The organism is Kitasatospora sp. NPDC092286 (assembly GCF_044755565.1).
Taxonomy (GTDB): Bacteria; Actinomycetota; Actinomycetes; order Streptomycetales; family Streptomycetaceae; genus Kitasatospora.
The window spans coordinates 1-18981 of the sequence record NZ_JBIVRD010000027.1 but is presented as its reverse complement, the minus strand read 5'-3'; the positions used below and the strand labels follow the sequence as shown (position 1 = coordinate 18981).

At 75.0% G+C, this 18981-nt stretch carries 12 protein-coding genes and 3 tRNA genes; 6 read left to right on the top strand and 9 right to left on the bottom strand.

The genetic code is table 11. From position 1 onward, the window contains the following. Window positions 1-4 precede the first annotated feature (4 nt). From ACIQIB_RS25480 to ACIQIB_RS25470, 3 genes are all read left to right on the top strand, one after another. The gene (locus ACIQIB_RS25480; protein ID WP_400653338.1) at window positions 5-970 is read left to right on the top strand and encodes an aldo/keto reductase; all 966 of its coding nucleotides are present in this window, start codon (window positions 5-7) and stop codon (window positions 968-970) included. A 129-nt stretch (window positions 971-1099) separates the two neighbouring features. Further along, on the top strand, window positions 1100-1546 hold the full coding sequence (locus ACIQIB_RS25475) for a WXG100 family type VII secretion target (protein WP_400760837.1): 447 nt from the start codon (window positions 1100-1102) through the stop codon (window positions 1544-1546). 11 nt (window positions 1547-1557) lie between these two features. Then, window positions 1558-3765 (top strand): hypothetical protein, encoded by a 2208-nt coding sequence (locus tag ACIQIB_RS25470; RefSeq protein ID WP_400760834.1) that lies wholly within the window; start codon window positions 1558-1560, stop codon window positions 3763-3765. 69 nt (window positions 3766-3834) lie between these two features. Here the strand turns inward: ACIQIB_RS25470 and ACIQIB_RS25465 are convergent, their stop codons facing one another. The 6 genes from ACIQIB_RS25465 to ACIQIB_RS25440 all read right to left on the bottom strand — a co-directional run bounded on the left by ACIQIB_RS25465 (window position 3835) and on the right by ACIQIB_RS25440 (window position 10006). Next, window positions 3835-4800 (bottom strand): C40 family peptidase, encoded by a 966-nt coding sequence (locus ACIQIB_RS25465; RefSeq protein ID WP_400760832.1) that lies wholly within the window; start codon window positions 4798-4800, stop codon window positions 3835-3837. Beyond that, window positions 4797-6056, bottom strand: coding sequence for an SPFH domain-containing protein (locus ACIQIB_RS25460; protein ID WP_400760831.1), 1260 nt, complete (start codon window positions 6054-6056; stop codon window positions 4797-4799). The genes ACIQIB_RS25465 and ACIQIB_RS25460 overlap by 4 nt, the downstream gene beginning before the upstream one ends. 184 nt (window positions 6057-6240) lie before the next feature. Beyond that, the gene (locus ACIQIB_RS25455; RefSeq protein WP_400760828.1) at window positions 6241-9246 is read right to left on the bottom strand and encodes an Ig-like domain-containing protein; all 3006 of its coding nucleotides are present in this window, start codon (window positions 9244-9246) and stop codon (window positions 6241-6243) included. A 342-nt stretch (window positions 9247-9588) separates the two neighbouring features. After that, window positions 9589-9664 (bottom strand) — tRNA-Arg (locus ACIQIB_RS25450). A 31-nt stretch (window positions 9665-9695) separates the two neighbouring features. Next, a tRNA-Arg gene (locus ACIQIB_RS25445) sits at window positions 9696-9771 on the bottom strand. A gap of 144 nt (window positions 9772-9915) precedes the next feature. Continuing rightward, window positions 9916-10006 (bottom strand) — tRNA-Ser (locus ACIQIB_RS25440). Between the two features lie 176 nt (window positions 10007-10182). Between ACIQIB_RS25440 and ACIQIB_RS25435 the strand changes: the two genes are divergently transcribed. Further along, the gene (locus tag ACIQIB_RS25435) at window positions 10183-13881 is read left to right on the top strand and encodes a PAS domain-containing protein (protein ID WP_400760825.1); all 3699 of its coding nucleotides are present in this window, start codon (window positions 10183-10185) and stop codon (window positions 13879-13881) included. A gap of 62 nt (window positions 13882-13943) precedes the next feature. On the opposite strand, the gene ACIQIB_RS25430 is transcribed toward ACIQIB_RS25435, so the two are convergent. Continuing rightward, window positions 13944-15605: a long-chain fatty acid--CoA ligase gene (locus ACIQIB_RS25430; RefSeq protein WP_400653327.1), complete on the bottom strand. Its 1662-nt coding sequence runs from the start codon at window positions 15603-15605 to the stop codon at window positions 13944-13946. A 169-nt stretch (window positions 15606-15774) separates the two neighbouring features. Next, window positions 15775-16146 (bottom strand): DUF4259 domain-containing protein, encoded by a 372-nt coding sequence (locus ACIQIB_RS25425; RefSeq protein ID WP_400760823.1) that lies wholly within the window; start codon window positions 16144-16146, stop codon window positions 15775-15777. Window positions 16147-16253: 107 nt separating this feature from the next. Here ACIQIB_RS25425 and ACIQIB_RS25420 point away from each other — a divergent pair, with 107 nt between their 5' ends. After that, window positions 16254-16475: a hypothetical protein gene (locus tag ACIQIB_RS25420; protein ID WP_363603900.1), complete on the top strand. Its 222-nt coding sequence runs from the start codon at window positions 16254-16256 to the stop codon at window positions 16473-16475. Between the two features lie 52 nt (window positions 16476-16527). Here ACIQIB_RS25420 and ACIQIB_RS25415 read toward each other — a convergent pair whose 3' ends face one another. Continuing rightward, a complete protein-coding gene (locus tag ACIQIB_RS25415; protein WP_363603898.1) occupies window positions 16528-17406 on the bottom strand; it encodes a DUF1906 domain-containing protein in 879 nt (292 codons plus the stop codon). Between the two features lie 152 nt (window positions 17407-17558). Between ACIQIB_RS25415 and ACIQIB_RS25410 the strand changes: the two genes are divergently transcribed. Further along, on the top strand, window positions 17559-18623 hold the full coding sequence (locus ACIQIB_RS25410; protein WP_400760819.1) for an EamA family transporter: 1065 nt from the start codon (window positions 17559-17561) through the stop codon (window positions 18621-18623). The last annotated feature ends 358 nt before the right edge of the window (window positions 18624-18981 follow it).

Here is an 18981-nt window from a genome sequence, read left to right as displayed (position 1 = left end):
GACCATGACCGAAAACCACAGTGACGCCGGGCGCAGTGTGCAGCTCGGCACCTCCGACCTCACCGTCCACCCGCTCTCCCTCGGCGGCAACGTCTTCGGCTGGACGGCCGACGAGGAGCAGTCCTTCGCCGTGCTCGACGCCTACGCCGCCGCCGGCGGCAACTTCGTCGACACCGCCGACGTCTACTCCTCCTGGGTGCCCGGCAACACCGGCGGCGAGTCCGAGACCATCATCGGCAACTGGCTGCGCAGCCGGGGCAACCGCGACGACATCGTGATCGCCACCAAGGTCGGCCTCCACCCCGAGGCGCTCGGCCTGGGCGCGGCCAACATCAAGTCCTCCGTCGAGGGTTCGCTGCGCCGTCTCGGTATCGAGCGCATCGACCTCTACTACACCCACCAGGACGACGACACCCCGGTCGAGGAGTTCGTCACCGCGCTGGACGAGCTGGTGAAGGAGGGCAAGGTCCGCGAGATCGGCGCCTCCAACATCGGCGCCGAACGGCTCGCCGAGGCGCTGGCCTTCTCCGAGCGCGAGGGCCTGGCCAAGTACGTCGCGGTCCAGCCGCACTACAACCTGGTTTCCCGCGCCACCTTCGAGGGCCCGCTCGCCGACGTGGTCGCGGAGCACGGCCTGGCCACCGTGCCGTACTACGCGCTCGCCTCCGGCTTCCTGACCGGCAAGTACCGCCTCGGCGGTGCCGGGGTGGCGAGCGCCCGCTCCGAGGGCGCCGCCCGCTACCTGGACGACCCGCGCGGCCCCAAGGTGCTGGAGGCGCTGGACACCGTCGCGGGCGAGCACGGCGTCGAGCCCGCCACGGTCGCCCTGGCCTGGCTGACCGCCCGCCCGACGGTCGCCGCCCCGATCGCCAGCGCCCGTACGGTCGAGCAGCTCCCGCCGCTGCTGGCCGCCGCCTCGCTGCGGCTCACCCCCGAGCAGACGGCCCTGCTGGACAGGGCCTCCGCCTGAGCGCACCGCAGGTCCCCGCACGCCCCGCAGGCTGCGAACACGCCCCCCGTACGGGTCCTGTTCGCAGCCTGCGGGCGTTTTCGCGCACGCGGACCAGCCGTTCACGGCCGGAACGCGCCATGATGAACCATGGTCCACGAACGACCGGGTACCGAGCAGGACTTCACCGACCACACGGCCACCTGGCGCCGGTCGGCCGGCCAACCCGTCCGGGGCGGCCTGTTCGACGGCGCGGACGGCACGCCGTACCCGCGGCCGGGCCCCGGCACCACGGCCGGCCCGGAAGTGACCGTCACCCCGGCCGAGCTGAGAGCCCGGGCCGGCACCGTCGACGAGATCCACGCATGCTTCTCCGCCGTCGACGACCGCGCCCAGGAGTGGACCACCACCGCGTACGGCACGCTCGGCGGCTGGCGGACCGGACCGGAGCTGCGGGCCCGCGCGATCCGCTGGGACAACCAGGTGGCGACGCTGGGAAACACGCTCCACGACATCGCCCGGCGGCTGCGCACCACCGCCGACGCCTACACGGCGACGGAGGACGCGACCGGGCGGAACCTCTCCGGCGAACGGTGACGGGGCCGACCATGCTGAGCTACGAAGCCGTGACCACGGCCCGACTCGACACGCTGAACGGAGCCGCCGAGGAGTGGCGGGCGCTGCGCGGCCGCTACCTCGGACTGAAGGACCGGCTGACCGGCGAGGTCGTGACCGCGCTGGCCGGCGGCTGGGAGGGCGAGGCCGCGACCGAGGCCAGGGCGCTGATCCGGCGGGCCGCCGAACAGATCGAGGCCGCCGCCCAGGAGTCCGCGGACCTCGCCGGCCTGCTGGCCGACGCCGCCGGGCAGTTCGGCGAGGCCCAGCGCCGGCTCAGGCGGCTCGCCGACGAGGACGCCCCCGCCGGCCATCTGAAGGTGGCGCCCGACGGGACGGTCACCGACGTCCACCCGCTCCTGCACGACGAGTCCGCCCGGCACCAGCCGGACTTCCGGACGGCCTTCCTGCCCGGGCGGAGGCAGGCGGTCGACGACCTGGTCCACCGCATCGAGGCGGCACTGCGGCAGGCCACCGAGGCCGACGAGGCCGCGGCCTGGGCCCTGCGCTCCGACCCGAACGGCGCGGCCGACGACTCCTTCAACACCAGCGGCTGCCGCAGCCTGGACGAGGCCCGGGCGGCCCGCGCGGACCTCGGCGAGGCCCTCGCCCTGGCCGGAAAGGGCGGCGCCCTCTCCACCGCGGAGCTGACCAGGCTGAACGCCCTGCTCGACCGGCGCGGGAGCGACCCCGCCTTCGCCGAGGAGTTCGCCGTCACGCTCGGCCCGCAGGGCACCCTGGACTTCTGGCGCGACGTCAACGACCCGGCGAAGGCCGGCGCGTACGGCGGCGGGCGCGGCGAGGCCGTCCGGCGCCTCCAGACCTCGCTGGGCACCACCCTCGGCACCGCGACCCAGAGCCGCGGCCGGGCCATGCGGGACTGGGAACACGAGATCATCAGGCTCGGACCACGGGTCCGGAACCGCCCGGGCGGCGGCCCCACACCCTACGGCTACCAGCTGATGAGCAGCCTGCTGCGCTCCGGGGCGTACGACTCCGACTTCCTCAACGCCTACGGCGAGAGCCTGCTCGCCTTCGAGCGCGGCTCCGGGATCGGCCCGCAGGCCATCTGGGCCCCGGACTCCACCCAGCCGACGTGGGACCACCTCGGCGAGGGCCGCGGCGGCGACGCGGTGGCCGGCTTCCTCACGGCCCTGGGCCGCAACCCGCAGGCCTCGACCCGCTTCCTCGACCCGGGCGACCCCCGTCGCGGTGACCACCTGGCCTACCTGCTGAACGGCCGCCACTGGCCGGAGGAGCTGGTCGCCGGCGCCCGCGCCACCGGCCACCACTCGCTCGGCCTGGCCGTCGAGGCGGCCGCCACCGGCGACCGCCCGGGCCGGGAGGACGCCGTCAGGCACCACACCGAGGCCCAGGCCCGGGTGATGCGCGACACCGTCGGTCTGCTGGACGCCGGCATCGGCCACGAGAGGCTCCCGGACGGCCTGCGGCGCCCGCTCGCCGACGCGCTGGCCGACTACGCCGCCGACACCCACGACATCCTCTCCGGCACCAACCGCGCCGCCAAGGACCACGCGGGCGGGAACACCGGCGGCGTCTGGACCGACCAGGAGACCGGCGGAACCAGGATGGCCACCGACAAGGGCTCGCTGATCCGGCTCCTGCGCGGCGTCGCCGACGACCCGGACGCCCACCAGACCGTCCGCCGGGCCGAGCTGACGCACGTGGCCCAGCAGCTCTCCCAGCTCCCGCCGACCACGGCCGAGAAGGAATGGAAGGGCCTGATGGCCAACTCCTCCGTCGCCCTCGGGGTCATCGACGCCGTCCAGGCCGACGCCATCCTCGACCAGCGCGACGACGACACCAAGGTCGAGGCCTGGAAGGCCAAGACCATGTACGCCGGGGTCGGCACCCCGCTCTCGCTCGTCCCCGTCCCCGGGATGGGCGAGGCCGCCCAGCGCCTCCTCGGCGCCGGGCTCACCCAGTGGCAGAGCAGCGCCACCGACGAGATCAACGCGGCCGCGGCCGGCCGGATCGAGCGGAACACCCTCACCGGCGGCGACGGCGGAAGCGGCCACGAGGGGATCAGCGCGATGGTCGAGACGTGGCAGACGGAACGACGGCGGCAAAGCCCCGACGCCCTCGACGTGGACTGGGACGAGCAGCAGATGCGGACGGTCTACGACACCGGCCGCTCGGACGCCGCCACCGCCCTCGGCCGCGGCGGCGAGAACAGCTAGGAGCATTCGCCGGGTCAGGCCCCGGCGGGGGCCCGGGCCGTGTCCCCGGAGGGCCCGGGCCGCGACGTCCTACGGACGCCCGAAGTGGGTCGGGTAGTAGCCCTGGCTCAGGCTGGAGATCCGCACCGTCGTCCCCGGCCTGGGCGCCTCGACGAACTTGCCGCCGCCCAGGTAGATCCCCACGTGGTGGATGCCGGAGGCCCGGCCGCTGTCCGACCAGAACACCAGATCGCCGCGGCGCAGCTGCCCGGCGCTGATCGGCGTGGTGGCCGCGTACTGGTCGTCGGCCACCCGCGGCAGGCTGATCCCGCTGCGCCGGTACGCCTGCTGGACCAGCCCCGAGCAGTCGTAACCGGACGGGCCGTTGCCACCCCAGACGTACGGCTTGCCGAGCTGGGCGAGCGCGTAGTCGATCGCGGTCTCCACGCTGCCGGAGGCGGGCGCGCTGTCGGCGGCGGGCCGGGTGGCGGGCTGGGCGGGGGCGGGGGCCGAACCGCCGCCGGACTGGCCGGTGCGGCTCAGGTAGACGTCGTGGTGGCTGGTGTACCGCCACTCCCCGCTGCCGTTCTTGAACCAGTACTTGGAACCGTCCCAGCCCTGGGTGATACCCGAGGAGGAGGCCGAGCCGTTGGAGGCGGCGGCCCCGCCGGAGCCGCCCGAGCCGGCGGACTTGCCGGTGCGGCCGGCGTAGACCTCGTAGTGGCTGGTCCAGCGCCACTCGCCGTCGGCGTTCTTGAACCAGTACTTCGACCCGTCCCAGCCCTGCTTGCCGGCCGCGGCCTGCGCGGACCCGGCGCCGGCCGTCAGACCGACCACGCCGGCGCCGGCCAGCACGGTGGTGGCCAGGCAGGTATTTCGCACGGCGCGGTGTATTCGGCCGCCACCGCCCGCCGCGGGGCGGGCGGTGCGCGGCCGGGCCGCGCAGTTCGGGCAGGCGCAGCCCTCGATCGCGGGGATGCCGCCGAGGCTCTCCTCGAAGCCGATCAGTGCGGTGTCGGCGTCGAAGCCGGCTTCCGTGCCGGTGGCTATCCTCATGCCGGTCGTCCTTCCTTCCGCCCGGCCCGGGTGGCCGGGGACGGTACCGAGGCGGCCACTCCGGCCGGGGCGACGAAGGCGACCAGCAGCTGTTCCATCAGCGCGCTGCGGGCGGCCTCGTCCAGTTCGTGCGTGGTGGCGCGCTCCAGCCGGCGGACGGCGAGCGCCGCCGCCTCCACGGCGTCGTCCACCAGCACGGTGCGCAGGCCCGCGTCCAGGTCGGCCAGCCGGCGCCGGCGCATCGACTCGGCCACCTCGGGCGCGTAGTCCAGTGCCAGCGGCTGCACCGAGTAGACCTCCATGCCCGCCGGGGCGACCTCGGCGGCCAGCCCCCGGGTCAGCTCGTCGGCGAACCACTGGCCGTCGCGCAGCGCGGGCCCGGGCGCCGCGTTGCTGTCGCACGGCAGTGTGGACGCGGTACGGGTCAGCACCGCCTGCACCTGCTCGCGCAGGTAGCTCTCGTGGTCCTCGATCGCCAGCAGCACGCGGGCGGTGTCCTTGACCCGCCAGACGATCAGCAGCCGGACGACGATCGGTGTGCCGGTGCGGTCGACCACCTTGACCTGTTCGCTGCGCCAGTGCCGCAGCCGGACGTCCACCCGGCGGCGGCGCAGCAGCGGGTTGACCCAGACCAGGCCGGTCCGGCGGACGGTGCCCCGGTAGCGGCCCCAGCGGGTGAGCACCCGGGTCTCGCCGCCCGCGTTGGCCAGCAGCCCGGCGAGGGAGAGCACGATCAGCAGCCCGGCGGTGGTGACGGCCGCGATGGACTGGACGGTCACCTCGCCGTGGCCGTTCTCCCTCGCGGCGGTGCCGCGCAGGTCGGGCAGCGCGTCCCAGTAGGGGATGACGCCGTCGCGCAGCAGCACCAGCAGGACGGCGGTCACGCCGACCAGCAGGGTCAGCAGGGCGATCCAGCCCGGCAGGGCGGCGGCGCTGTGCTCCCGCAGTGCCTGGTCGGCGCGCGGGGGGCGGCGGGAGGCGGTGGCGGGGACCGCGCCGGCCGGGGTGGCCTCCAGGCTGTCCAGGTTCGCCGGGCCGGCCGTCTCCAGCGGGTCGCGCAGGTCGATCGGGGTACCCGTCGACGGGCCGGGGACGACCGCCAGCGGTGTGGTGGCCGGGCCGCTGTCGGCCGGGCCGGCGGTCCTGGCCAGCTTGACCAGCGGGCTGGCGCCGCTGGAGGAACGTTCCGGCAGCGCCGGGGGGAGCGCCTTGGGCAGATTGTCGGGTCGCTGCGAAGAATCGCGGGTGACGTCCATGCACGGATCCTCGGGGTCGGTGTGTCGCGCAACGGGCGGCCCGGATCTGACGGGCAGTGCCAGAGTCAGGCTAAGTTCATACGTCATCAAATGCGACATTTGAGGTAGTGCGTGTCGACATTTCCTGACGAATCGTCCGAGGCTGACCTGACGCGCAGGCACATGGTCGGATGGTCGGATTGGTTCAACCTCGTTGCGCGCCGGGCCTCCGCGCGACGAACCGTCGCGTGATCAGGCCGGCCGCGGTGAGCAGTAAGAGGACACCGGCGAGCCCGCCGCGCCAGCCGCCCGATCCCGTCCGGCCGGACGCGTGCGACGCCTCGACGGGCGGCTCGTCCACGGGCTCCTCCACCACTGGCGACACGGGCGGCGATACGGCGGGCGGTGCAGCCGGCGGTGCAGCCGGCTGCCGGGAGGCCTCGGTGGGCGCCTTCCCGGCGCCGGACTCCAGGGTGACGGCGGCGGCCGGGGCGGCGACCGCGGCCGGACCCGCGCTCGGGCTCGGGTCCGGTGCCGCGCTCCGGCCCACCACCGCACTCGGCGAGACGGACACCGCGAGCGCGGGCGCCGCCGGGGCGGGGACGGACGCCGGGGGCAGCGCCGGACGGGGGTCCGGCACGGCCGCCGGTGGCACGGCGATCGGCAGCAGCCCCGGCAGGCCGGGCCCGCGGACAGGACCGGACGGAACCGGCCGGCCGGACGGGGCGGCCGCGGCCGACGACGCCACGGGCGCCGGTACCGGACTCGCCGGCCCCGTGGGCCTGGCGACCGGTACGGACGGGGCCGGTCGGCCGGGAACCGGCGGCCGGGACGGGGAGAGGGACGGCGAGGGCCACGCCGTCCAGGACGGCACCGCTGTCGGTACCGACGTGGGTGCCCACGTGGGCGACGACGTGGGCACCGACGGCGACGGCGACATCGGCTGGGACGGCGTCGGCACCGCCGCACCCGTACTCGCAGTCGCAGTCGCAGTCGCGACCAGGATCGGGACCGCGTCGGCCGCCGTTCCGTTCCCCGCCAGGTCGGTCGCCGTGACGACCAGCCGCTGCTCGCCGTCCGCCAGATCGCGGTCGGCCGTGCAGGTCCAGCTGCCGTCGACGGCGGCGGTCGCCCCGCAGGCCACGACCGGCTCGCCGGAGCCCGGGGCCGAGCCGCCCGCCCGGGCGGTGACGACGACCCTGACCCCCGCCTCCGCCCGCCCGGCGAGCTTCGGCCGGGCTACCCGTACGGTCTCGCCGACGGCCGGCGCGGTGAGCACCGGGCGGTCCGGCGCAACAGTGTCGACGACCAGCTCGGCGACGCGCCCCGCCGTCCGGTTCCCGGCCTGGTCCGCGGCGGACGGGGTGAGCCGGTGCCGCCCGTCCGGCAGGTTCTCCACCGGGAGGCAGGACCAGCCACCGTCGGCCCGCACCGCCGTCGTGCACAGCTCGGTGTCCGCGTCGCCGGGCGCCCCGGCGGGCCGGTCGGCGACCGAGACGACGCTGCCCGGCTCCCCGGTGCCGGTCAGCTGGAGGCCCGGGTCGTTGGTGTACTCGGGGAGGGTGAGGACGGGCGCGCCGGGCGGCGCCGTCTTCACAGTGATCCGGACCGGCTCGCCGCGCAGCACCACGCCGCCGCGGGTGGTCTCGACCAGGGTGAGGCTGTGTGCGCCCGCGCTCAGCGCGCTGCCGGGCCTGCAGGACCAGTCGCCGCCCGGCCCCACCCGGGTGCCGCAGAGCACGGTGTCCCCGTCGCGGACCTCCACCGCCGCCCCGGCGACGGCACCCTCGCCGCGCATCCGCGGGCGCGCGTCGGAGACCACCGCGCCGTCGACCGGGTCGGCGATCTCAAGGCGGGCGGCGCCGACCGTCAGTCTGACCCGCTGGTCGGAGACCTGGCCGGAGTCGGCGTAGCCGTCGGCGCCCACCAGCTGGGTGGCGTCCCGGCCGAGCCGCAGCCGGGCCCAGGTCTCCCCCGAGGAGGCGTTGCCGGGGACGGTCCACTCCAGGACGGCGGTGCGCGCCCCGGCCGGGAGGTCGGTCTGCACCCGCTCGGTGGGGTCGAACCTCCCGTTGTGGTCGAAGTCGATCCAGCCGGCCAGGGTGGCGGGCGCGTCGCCGACCGCCACCGGGACGGTGAGCCGGTAGTAGCGGCCGATCGCGGCCTCGGCGGGAAAAGCGACGGCCGGATCGGCGCCCGGGTACTCGCCGCGCCCGGGCCGGCGCCGGGACGACGCCGGGTCGGACCAGACGCCGCGCAGGCCCGCGCCGTGGTCGAGCTGGACGAGCGGTTCCCCGGCCGCCCCCGGGGCGGTCGCGGCGGCCCGCCGGGCGGGCCGGCCCGGCGTGGTGGTGGCGTCCGTCCCCAGGAAGAGGTCAGAGACCAGGTGGGAGGCGTTGCCGTAGCCCTGCGGCGCGGTGCCGACGCCTTCGTCCAGGGTGACGGTGTACACCTGGGCCAGTGCCGCGGGGGCGGTGGTGCTGCCGGCCCGGGCGGTGGAGCGCTGCTCGACCCGGAAGACGGCGGTGCGGAAGGTGCCGGCCAGTTCCAGGCTGCCCTCGGCGGCGGATCCGGCCACGGCGTCGGTGCCGCCGTCGGCCCCGGCGGGCGCCAGGGTGCTGCCCCGCACCGTCCAGCCGGGCCAGCCGGTGCGGTCGACCAGGGTGGGCGAGCCCGGCGAGCCGTCGGTGAGGGTCAGCCGGGTCGCGGTGCTGGTGGTCCCGCCTTTCCCGGTGGCGATTCCGGCGAGTCCGCTGAGGTGCAGCCGGGGATTGCGGACCGGGCGCGAGAATGCGAGCCGGAGCGTTCCGACGGTGCGCCAGGAACCATCCGTCCACGGACGGTCCTCGGCGATTCGGAACGTCTGCGCGGGATCTCCGGGCCGCAGTCCGTCGGCATAGAGCGCGCCGGTTTTTCCCGCTCCGGAACGGTCGGCCAATTCGCCCGGCCCGGCGGTGACGGCCACTCCCGGGGCGGCGGAGAAGTCGAACTGTACGGAGAGCCCGGAGGGAAGGACCGCGCGCTGTTCTCCCGACCAGGCGTCCGGGGACTGCTGGGCGGCGGAGGGCGCCGGGTTCCCGGCGACGAGCAGTCCGGCGGCCAGTGCGGAGGAGGCCCCGGCCGACGCCAGTCGTAGGCATCGCGCCCGGCGGGTGCGCCGGTCCGGGGCCGGGGCGGGCGGGGCTGCGATGCGGGGAAGCTGTCGGCCCATCCGGCTCTCCCTTCGGTGTCGGCTGCCAGGGTGGCCGGGCAGTCTGGGCACAAGATCTGACAAAACGGAATCATGATCCTGGGCCGGTAATACTGCGACACCTGCACTCCTGGCCGTGTCCTACCCGTTTGGCGGTCATCCGACCGGCAGGACAGGATGTACCCGAAAGGAATGCATTTCATCCATTAAGCGGGGTATCGGGCCGGAGCCCCAGAAGCCCAACCGGGCACCGCCGTCCGGCAGCCGGCCCCGGTCCCCGGGCCGGGCGCACAGCATCCGGGCACCCGCGGGCCGGGCGCACACGACGAAGAAGCCCCCGGCCGGTGGCCGGGGGCTTCTCGATGGTGCGCTCAGCAGGATTCGAACCTGCAACCTCTTGATCCGTAGTCAAGTGCTCTATCCGTTGAGCTATGAGCGCAAGAACCGGGCGAACCCGATCTTGCGGGGATTGGTGCGCTCAGCAGGATTCGAACCTGCAACCTCTTGATCCGTAGTCAAGTGCTCTATCCGTTGAGCTATGAGCGCTCGCCCTGGTGAACGTGCCATCGGGGCGTTGCGGGGACAACATTACATGACCTGCGACGCGGGGCGAAATCGATTGATCCGGACGCCCTGCGGAGCCATGCGAAGAGCCCCGCCGACATGATCGTCGACGGGGCTCCCATGGGGCGGAGGCTGAGGGATTTGAACCCTCGATGGGCTTTAAGACCCAAACCGCATTAGCAGTGCGGCGCCATAGACCGGACTAGGCGAAGCCTCCCCACATGGACCGCGCCCGCATGGCGGACTCGTTCCGTGTGCCTGTGATGATGCCACAACCCGAGGGCCCGGCACCAACCGCCGCCAACGTTACTAGGCGGGTCGTCCCCGCCGCAAAGAAGAATGAGATACTGCCGTCTCCGGAGGAGCTGCCCTGAGCCGAGGAGACCTGTCGACGTGAGCAGCAGGCCGATCCGAGGCGCTGCTCGCCTCGCCGCCATACTCGACGCCCTGCCAGACGCGTTGCTGCTGGTGAACAGCAACGGCACCGTTGTCGACGCCAACAACGCGGCGGTCCACGCACTCCAGACCCCCGGCACCTCGCTGGTCGGCATGGGCGTGCTGGACCTCCTGCCCGAGTTCGACCCCAGCCGGATCCCCGGCTCGATGCGGCCGGCGCCCCGCGAGGACGACGCCCTCGACCGGCCGGTCCGGATGACCGCCCGCCGCACCGACGGCACGACCTTCCCGGTCGAGGTCTCCGGCAACGACTTCGCCGACGACGGCGCCGGGGACAGCCGCGGCTACGCGCTCACCCCGCTCGTCCCGTACGACCCGTACCGCGAGCGCTCCTCCGCGAGCGACCTGCTCCTGCTGCTGGTCCGCGACCTCTCCAGCCGCCTCGGCGTCGAGGCGGAGCTGCGCCGCCAGCACAAGCAGACCGAGATGATCCTGCGGGCCGCCGCCGAGGGCGTGCTCGGCGTGGACCTCGAAGGCCGCTGCGTCCTGGTCAACCCGGCCGCCGCGCACATCCTGGAGTACCGGGCGAGCGAGCTGGGCGGGCGCGAGCTGCACCCGCTGATCCAGCACTCCCGGGCCGACGGCACGCCGCTGACGCTGGAGGAGTCCGCGCTGCTGGACACCCTGACCTCCGGGCGCAAGCACCGGGTGCGCGGCACCGTGCTGTGGCGCAAGGACGGCCGGCCGGTCACCGTCGACCTCACCACCGCCCCCGTCCGGGACGGCGACCAGCTGGTCGGCGCGGTGATGACCTTCACCGACCGCAGCCGTGAGCTGGCCCTGGTCGCCCGCAACGAGCACCTCACCGCCGTCCTGGAGGGCGAGCTGGGCGGCGCCCTGACCGCGCTGCACCGGCGGATCGACGCGCTGGCCACCGACCCGGCCGGCCAGCTCTGGCCCGAGGCCAACTGGACACTGCGCCGGCTCGCCGACGAGTGCCGCCGGTTCGGCAAGCTGATCGACGGCGTGCTCGCCCACCAGCGTTCCGAGGCCGGCGGCGACGGCGGGTCCGGCGCACCCGGCTCCGCCGAGGACGGCCGGGCCGGCGACGACAAGGGCGGGAAGAAGACCGCCGAGCGGGTGCCGGTCGCCCTGGACAAGGTCGTCCGGCGGGCCGTCGAGCAGGCGGGCGAGCTGGTCGGCGCGGGCCGGGTCCGGTTCTCCGTGCACGCGGCCGCCGTCGAGGTGATCGCCGACGAGCAGCGGCTCGCCCAGGCGCTGGCCCACCTGGTCGCCGACGTCAGCGGGGTCGGACTCTCGCTGGACGCCACCCCCGAGACCTCCTCCCCCGGCCTGGCCGCCCCCGGCGCGCCCGCGCTGCCCCCCGGCGGCGGAGACGCGCCCATGGTGGTGCTCGCGGCCGCCCAGCGCGGCGAGGTCGCCCGGGTGGAGATCCGCGGCCCCGGACGCGGCGGCAGCCCCGTCCACCTGCCGATAGCCCGGGCCGTGGTCGAGCGCCACGGCGGTGTGCTCCAGCCGCACGAGCTGCCCGGCAAGGCCGGCACCACCTATGTGGTCGAGCTGCCGCTGGACCCGGCCGCGGCCAAGGCCGCCGCCGAGCGCGCGGGCGCCGAGGGGCGCTCGGACCGCCCCAAGGAGAGCGACAGCGCCGTGCTGCCCGACCTGCCGGGCATCCCGCAGCTGCCCACCGCGCAGGGGGCCGAGGACGACGCCGAGGCGGCGCCCGGCGAGAAGGCGCCCCGCCCGGACCAGGGCCAGGGGAAGGGGAAGGACCGGGAGCAGAGCCCCGACGAGAAGTCCGCCGAGAAGTCCGCCGAGGAGCCCGCGGCCGAACGGCGCGGACGCCGTGGCCGGGCCGCGGCCGAGGAGGCCGCGCCCCCGGCCGTACCGGCCGACCCCGACCAGTGGCCGAACGCCCCGGCGCGGGTCGAGCGGGCCGTTCCCGAGCAGTGGAACGGCACCGGCAACGACCCCGCGTACGGCCGGCAGGGCCTGGGCGGCCCGGACACCGCGCAGCGCGACCCATGGGGCAAGGACGACGGCCGGGCCGGTACGGCGTACGCGGTGCCGGTCGGCGGCGAGCAGCCGGGCGGCCGGGGCGGCCAGGCCGCGCCGACGGGCCCGCGCGGCCCGTTCGCGCTCGGGCCGGGCACCGGGTCCGCTCCGGAGCCCGCCACGAGCACGCCGGCGGGTGGGACCGAGACCCCCGCCGAGGCCTTCGGCGACCGCGGCGCGGCCGCCGGCCGGGAGACCGGCCCGAGCACGGGCCGGCCGTCCGGTCAGGCCCCGGCCGAGCCGGAGTCCAAGCCCTCCGGGCGGCGCCGGGCGCTGCCCGCCAACGAGGAGTCCGCCGACGGATTCGCCCTGCCGGGCGTCCCCGACACCGGCTTCCCGGTCTACCCCGGTCTGGAGCACGCCCTCCCGGCCGGGCCCGCGCCCACGCCCGCACCGAGCGAACCGACCGGCGCCGCGCCGACCGGCCGTCGGCGCCGGCTGGCCGTCCCGCCCGGCCCGGGCCCGGACGCCCGGGTCACCTCCGGCACCTCCGGCACGTCCACCGAGCTGGAGCCCGCCCGGCCCGCGCTGCCCGCCCCCGGCGGGAACGGCTCCGGTGGCGACGGCCCCGGCGCGCCGGACCGGACCGACGGCCCGCGGCCGGTCGGCACCGGCCTCGCCGAGCTCGCGCCGCCGCGCCCGCTCGGCGCTCCGGGCGAGGCCGGCACGCCCGGCGGCCCGGGTGAGGCGTTCCCGCCGGCCGCGCTGCCCCCGGCCGCCCCGTCGTCCGCCGTCACACCGTCCGCCGGGCCGGTCCCGACCGGCGGCGCGCCGCAGCCGCCCGCCGCGCCGGAGGCCCGGACGGCACCGCGTCCGATGGCCGAGCTGCCGGCCGCCGGCCAGGACTCGGTCGAGCACCCGTCGATGGCGACCCCCGCCGGGGACGGCGGCCCGCGCCGGCTGCTGGTCTGGCCCGAGCCCGACCCGGCCACCAAGCAGGCCCTCCAGGAACGCGGCTACCGCCCGGTGATCGTCCGCTCCCGCGAGGAGGTGGACGCCCAGGTCTCCGGCTTCCCCGCCGCGCTCTTCGTCGACCCGCTGACCGGCCCGATCACCCGGACCGCGCTGCAGTCGCTGCGCACCGCCGCGCTGAACAGCCGGGTCCCGGTGCTGGTCACCGCCGGCCTCGGCCAGGCCACCCGGGATGCCGCGTACGGCGCCGACCCGGCCGTCCTGCTGCGCGCCCTCGCCCCCCGCGACGGGGAGAACCACGCCCCGCGGGTCCTGCTGGTCGAGGGCGATCCGGACATCGCCGCCGCCATGATCAGCAGCCTGGAGCGGCGCGGCATGCACGTCGAGCACGCGGTGGACGAGAACGACGCCGTCGCCCGGGCGAGCAGCGTCCAGCCGAACCTGGTGGTGATGGACCTGTTCCAGATCCGCCGCCGCCGAATCGGTCTGCTGGACTGGCTGCGCACCAACGACCGGCTGCACCGCACCCCGCTGGTGGTCTACACCTCGGTCGACCTCGACCCGCGTGAGCTGCCCCGGCTGCGCACCGGCGAGACGGTGCTGTTCCTCGCCGAGCGCTCGACCAGCGCGGACGTGCAGTCGCGGATCGTCGACCTGCTCGGACGGATCGGTGCCATGGGCGAGACGGGCGTCGCGGCCGCCGGCTGACCCGGACGACGCGAGAGGGCCGGCCACCCGCCGTGGGTGGCCGGCCCTCGTCGCGCCCCGGTCTACTCCTTGCCGAGGAGCGTGACGTCCAGTTCGTCGGCCGCGTAGCTGGCACGGATCACCTTCTTGTCGAACTTGCCGACCGAGGTCTTCGGCACCGCGTCGACGATCACCCAGCGCTCCGGCAGCTGCCAGGAGGCGATCCGCCCGGCCAGGAAGGCGCGCAGTTCCTTCAGCCCGACCGTGGCGCCCGGGCGCAGCACGACGGTGGCCAGCGGGCGCTCGCCCCACTTCTCGTCCGGGACGGCGACCACCGCGGCCTCGGCGACCTCCGGGTGGGCCATCAGCTGGTTCTCCAGGTCCTGCGAGGAGATCCACTCGCCACCGGACTTGATCACGTCCTTGGCGCGGTCGGTGAGGGTGAGGTAGCCGTCGGCGGTGATGGTGCCGACGTCACCGGTGCGCAGCCAGCCGTCCTCGGAGAACTTGTCGTCCGGACGCTGCGGGTCGTGGCCCGCGCCGCCGTAGTACGCCCCGGCGATCCACGGTCCGCGCACCTCCAGCTCGCCGGCCGAGACGCCGTCGTGCGGCATCCGCTCGCCGCCCGGGCCGATCAGCCGGGCCTCGACGGAGGCCGGGAAGATGCCCTGGGTGACGCGGTACGGCCACTCCTCCTCCGGGGTGAGGCCCCCCGGAGGCTGCGCGAAGGAGCCGAGCGGCGAGGTCTCGGTCATGCCCCAGGCGTGCAGGACCCGGATGCCGTGGCGCTCCTCGAAGCCCCGCATCAGCGACGGCGGGCAGGCGCTGCCGCCGATGACCACCATGCGCAGGCTGGAGGTGTCGTGGTCGCCCGCGTCGAGCTCGTCCAGCAGACCGCTCCAGATGGTGGGCACGGCCGCGCTGACGGTGGGTCGCACCCGGGCGATCATCTCCGCCATCGGCTTCGGCTGGAGGAAACGGTCCGGCATGAGCAGGCCGGCGCCGGACATGAACGCGGCGTGCGGGATGCCCCAGGCGTTGACGTGGAACATCGGGACGACCGGCAGCGCGATGTCGCGCGGGGTGAAGGCGAAGTTGTCCCCGGTGTTGACCTGGAGACAGTGCAGGTAGACCGACCGGTGGCTGTAGAGCACGCCCTTCGGGTCCCCGGTGGTGCCGGAGGTGTAGCAGAGCACGGCGGCCTGGCGCTCGTCGATGTCGCTCTGCCAGGGGTACTCGGCGGGCCGGTCGGCGATCAGCTCCTCGTAGTCGTGCACGGTGCCCGCGAAGCCGTCCAGGACGGACCGGTCGCCGGGGCCGCTGACCACGATGTGCCGGAGCGTCGGGTCGAGGTCCGGGAGGACGGCGGCGAGCAGCGGGAGCACGCTGCCGTTGACGATGATCACGCGGTCGGCGGCGTGGTTGACGATGAACGACAACTGGTGTGCCGGCAGCCGCAGGTTGAGCGTGTGCAGCACCGCGCCCATCGCCGGCACCGCAAGGTAGGCCTCCAGGTGCTCGGCGTTGTTCCACATCAGCGTCGCGACCCGGTCGTCCCCGGTCACCCCGAGCTCGTCCCGCAGCGCGTGCGCGAGCCGGGCGGCCCGCGCCCCGACCTCGGCGTACGTCCGGACCACCGGCCCCGTGCCGTCCCAGGTGGTGACGGTCGACCGCCCGTGGATGGTGGCCCCGTGCTCGAGGATCCTGGCGACGGTGAGCGGTACGTCCTGCATCGTGCTGAACACGGGTCCTCCTTGACCGGGCGGCACTGCGGCTGCGACTGCGCGGCTACCGGGGGCTACTGGGCGGTAAGGCGCGCGGACGAGCCCGATTGTGCCTCTCGGCAGGGCGGATGTCAGTAGCCCGGGCCCGTTGCACGGATCACGGATTCGTCCCTGTTCCCGGCCCCGGGGATCAGCCCCGGGAGCGGGCGAGGGCCGCGAGGTCGTCGAAGGTGCGGAGGAGGACGGCGCGGCGTTCCTCCTTGTGGCCGGGTGACGGGTCCAGGTCGTCTATGGAGCGCTCCCAGACGGACAGGAAGGTCTCCTTCCAGGCCTCGACGACGTCGGCCGGGGGAAGTTCGGCACCGACGTAGTGCTGGGAGGCGATCAGGTGGAGCAGTTCGAGGTTGCAGGGGACGGCCACGCCCCAGTACTCGTCGGGCTCCAGCTCGACCTGGTCACCGGCCATGGCCTGCTCGATCTCGCCGATGAGGCGCGCGGTGACCCCGGAGAGGTGGTCGGCCGCCGTGTCGTTGTCGAAGTTGCCGCTGTCCCAGGTACCCATGTGGTCCTCCTCGGTTTCCGCTTCCCTGGACAGAGGTTGTAGCACTCACGGCTGACAATGGCGGTCGGCGCCGGTCCCGGACGGGCCCGCGCGCGATACTGCATGGCATGAGCGACAGCCACGACGACCGCCAGGTGAAGCGGGAGCCGGCCAGGTTCCGGGTGCCGTGTCCCAACTGTTCGAACGGGGTGCAGACCCGGGCCCGGATGGGGATCCGGGGAGACCGGACGGGGACCGGCCACATCCCGGAGACCTGCCGGGACTGTGCCGGACGGGGCTGGTCGCCGCTCGGGAGCGGCGAGTGGCGGCGGCGCCCGGCCGCAGGCTGAGCCCGGGTGGGCGCCGCCGGGCGGCTCGGCGGGGGGCCGGGGAACCGCCCCGTCAGCCCGCGAGGGGGGTGTCGACGTGGTTGCGGTCGACGGTGAGCGTCGCGCCGCCGTAGGTCTCCTCGATGTTGCCGTGGTACTGGTGCACGCGCTGGTGGTCGGTCCAGAGTTCGGCGCCGAGGGGACCGCCCCCGACGGTGTCGGCGCGGTCGTCCCAGCGGGCGTACCAGAGCGAGTCGGGCAGCGGGGAGCTGCCGGCCCGCGCGGCGGCGGCGAGGTCGGCGATGCCTGAGTCGAGGCTGGAGTAGAAGCCGGAGCGGTAGCCGGCCGCGTGCAGGGTCTGGGTCCAGCCGAGGGTGAAGTCGACGACGGCCTGACCGCAGCCCGGGTCCCGCGCCGGGTACGCCTCGATGTCGAGGAAGACCGGGCTGCCCTCGCCCAGCCCGACGGTGCTCAGGCCGCGGACCGCCTCGGCCGCCTCGTCCCGGCCCTGCTGCACGGCCCGGTTCGGGTCGATCCGCCGGGGCTTGCGGCTGAGTCCGCTGCACGGCGCCTGCAGCCCCACGTGGACGGGGATGAACCGCCAGCCCATCGCCCGTACCTGGCGGACCCAGTCGGCGGTGAGCCTCGGCTGGTCGCAGCCGCGCTGGCCACCGCTGGTGTAGATGCCGACCGCGCCGTACGGGGAGGTGCCGCGCCAGGCCCGGAGGGTGTCGAGCGGGGGTGCGGTGCAGGCGTCGAAGGCGGCGCCGGTGTAGAGGTCGCGGGCCCGGAGGGCGGGCGGGCCGGCCCAATCGGGCAGCACGGTGGCCCGGATCCGGGGGACGGCGGCGGCGGCCAGGACGGTCGTGTCGGCGTTCACGCCCGCTCCGTCGGTGGCGAGCAGCAGGGCGAGGGACACGACGACAAGGGCCGCGGAACGGAGATAGCGCACCCCGCCTTGATACTGACGGACCGTCGAACGGTTGCCACTGCCGCGCCGCCCGTGCCGCCGAAGCTCACCCTTTCGGGCGCACCCGTCCGCATCCGTCCGGATTCAGGTAACGAGCTTGCCCCTTCATCACTCCTTACGGCAAACTCGCCAGCATGCCCACGCCCAACCCCAGCGAAACCGTCGCCCCGACGTCGGCCGCCGCCGTCGCCGAGGCCCTTGCCATGCCGCCCGCCCCCAAGGGCGAGCCCGCCGGCGAGCGCGGTAGCTGGCGACGAGGCGGGGCGCCCGGCGCCGAACCGCCCCCAGGCACCCGACCCGGCCGGACCGACCGGCGGTTCTCGAAGCTGATGCGGCGCCCGGATCGAATCCCGGCGCCGCTCTTCTGTCTGGCCGCGATGTTCCTGGTGCAGCTCGGCATCGCGCTGTCCAAGCCGCTGTTCGGCCCGCTCGGGGTCAGCGGTACGACCTTCCTGCGGCTGAGCTTCGCTGCGGTCATCCTGCTGATCGCCACCCGGCCCCGGCTGCGCGGGCGCCGTCCGCGCGACCTCGCGGCGGCCGGCCTGCTCGGGATGGCGTCCGCCGGGATGACGCTGCTCTTCGCCGGGGCGATCGACCGGCTGCCGATGGGCACCGCCGCAACCATCGAGTTCCTCGGCCCGCTCGCGGTCGCGCTGGTCTTCGCCCGCCGCGCCAGCCACCTGCTCTGGGCGCTGCTGGCAGCCGGCGGGGTGGTGCTGCTGACGCTGCTCGGCGAGGGCGACGGCGGCTCGTCACTCGACCCGGTCGGCCTGCTGTACGCCTTCGGCGCGGCCGCCTGCTACGCCGCGTACATCCTGTTCACGGACAAGGTCGGCGCCGCGTTCCAGGGTTTCCAGGGCCTGGCGGTGTCGATGACGGTCGGCGCGCTGACGCTGGCACCGTTCGGACTCGGCCAGGCCTGGGACGGGCTGACCGCCCCCGGCGCCTCACCGCTGATGCTGCTGCTCGCGGTGGCCGGGGTGTCGCTGCTGCTGCCGGTGATCCCGTACGCGCTGGAGATGACGGCGCTGCGACGGATGCCGCAACGGGTGTTCAGCGTGCTGGTGAGCCTGGAGCCGGCGGTCAGCGCCCTGGTCGGCCTCGTGGTGCTGGGCCAGTTGCTCGGCGCACCGCAGCTGGCCGGGATCGGGTGCGTGGTGGCCGCGAGTGTGGGCGCCACGCTGACTGGGCGGCGGTAGCGAACCAGTACCGGCCGGTGGTGAGCCCGGTCGGCCGGCGGGTTCGCGACTCGCCGCCGACCGGGTGTGTCCGGCCCCGGGGATCGGCGGAGAAGCCCTGGGGCCTGTCGTCGGACTCCCGTCGTCCGCCCGGAGGGCGGGCGTGACGGCGTTGGGGTGCGTGCATCGCAAGGCGGAGGAGGAAGCCACTGCGGTGGGGGCACCTCCCGGCCGAAGGCTGGGGGAGCGTCGACGCGCAGACGGGAGTCTGACGACAGGCCCTAAGCTTGTCGTTTTACCTCCGGTGATCGGCTTGAGGTTGTTCGATCTGGTCACCCACATGGGGATCTGCCGGACACGGCGACGACCTCCGTTTCAC

What these genes read in the sequence shown, in the direction of transcription:
- ACIQIB_RS25480 (WP_400653338.1), top strand. Translation starts at nt 5, where the DNA reads ATGACCGAAAACCACAGTGACGCCGGGCGCAGTGTGCAGCTCGGCACC.
- ACIQIB_RS25475 (WP_400760837.1), top strand. Translation starts at nt 1,100, where the DNA reads ATGGTCCACGAACGACCGGGTACCGAGCAGGACTTCACCGACCACACG.
- ACIQIB_RS25470 (WP_400760834.1), top strand. Translation starts at nt 1,558, where the DNA reads ATGCTGAGCTACGAAGCCGTGACCACGGCCCGACTCGACACGCTGAAC.
- ACIQIB_RS25465 (WP_400760832.1), bottom strand. Translation starts at nt 4,800, where the DNA reads ATGAGGATAGCCACCGGCACGGAAGCCGGCTTCGACGCCGACACCGCA.
- ACIQIB_RS25460 (WP_400760831.1), bottom strand. Translation starts at nt 6,056, where the DNA reads ATGGACGTCACCCGCGATTCTTCGCAGCGACCCGACAATCTGCCCAAG.
- ACIQIB_RS25455 (WP_400760828.1), bottom strand. Translation starts at nt 9,246, where the DNA reads ATGGGCCGACAGCTTCCCCGCATCGCAGCCCCGCCCGCCCCGGCCCCG.
- ACIQIB_RS25425 (WP_400760823.1), bottom strand. Translation starts at nt 16,146, where the DNA reads ATGGGTACCTGGGACAGCGGCAACTTCGACAACGACACGGCGGCCGAC.
- ACIQIB_RS25420 (WP_363603900.1), top strand. Translation starts at nt 16,254, where the DNA reads ATGAGCGACAGCCACGACGACCGCCAGGTGAAGCGGGAGCCGGCCAGG.
- ACIQIB_RS25410 (WP_400760819.1), top strand. Translation starts at nt 17,559, where the DNA reads ATGCCCACGCCCAACCCCAGCGAAACCGTCGCCCCGACGTCGGCCGCC.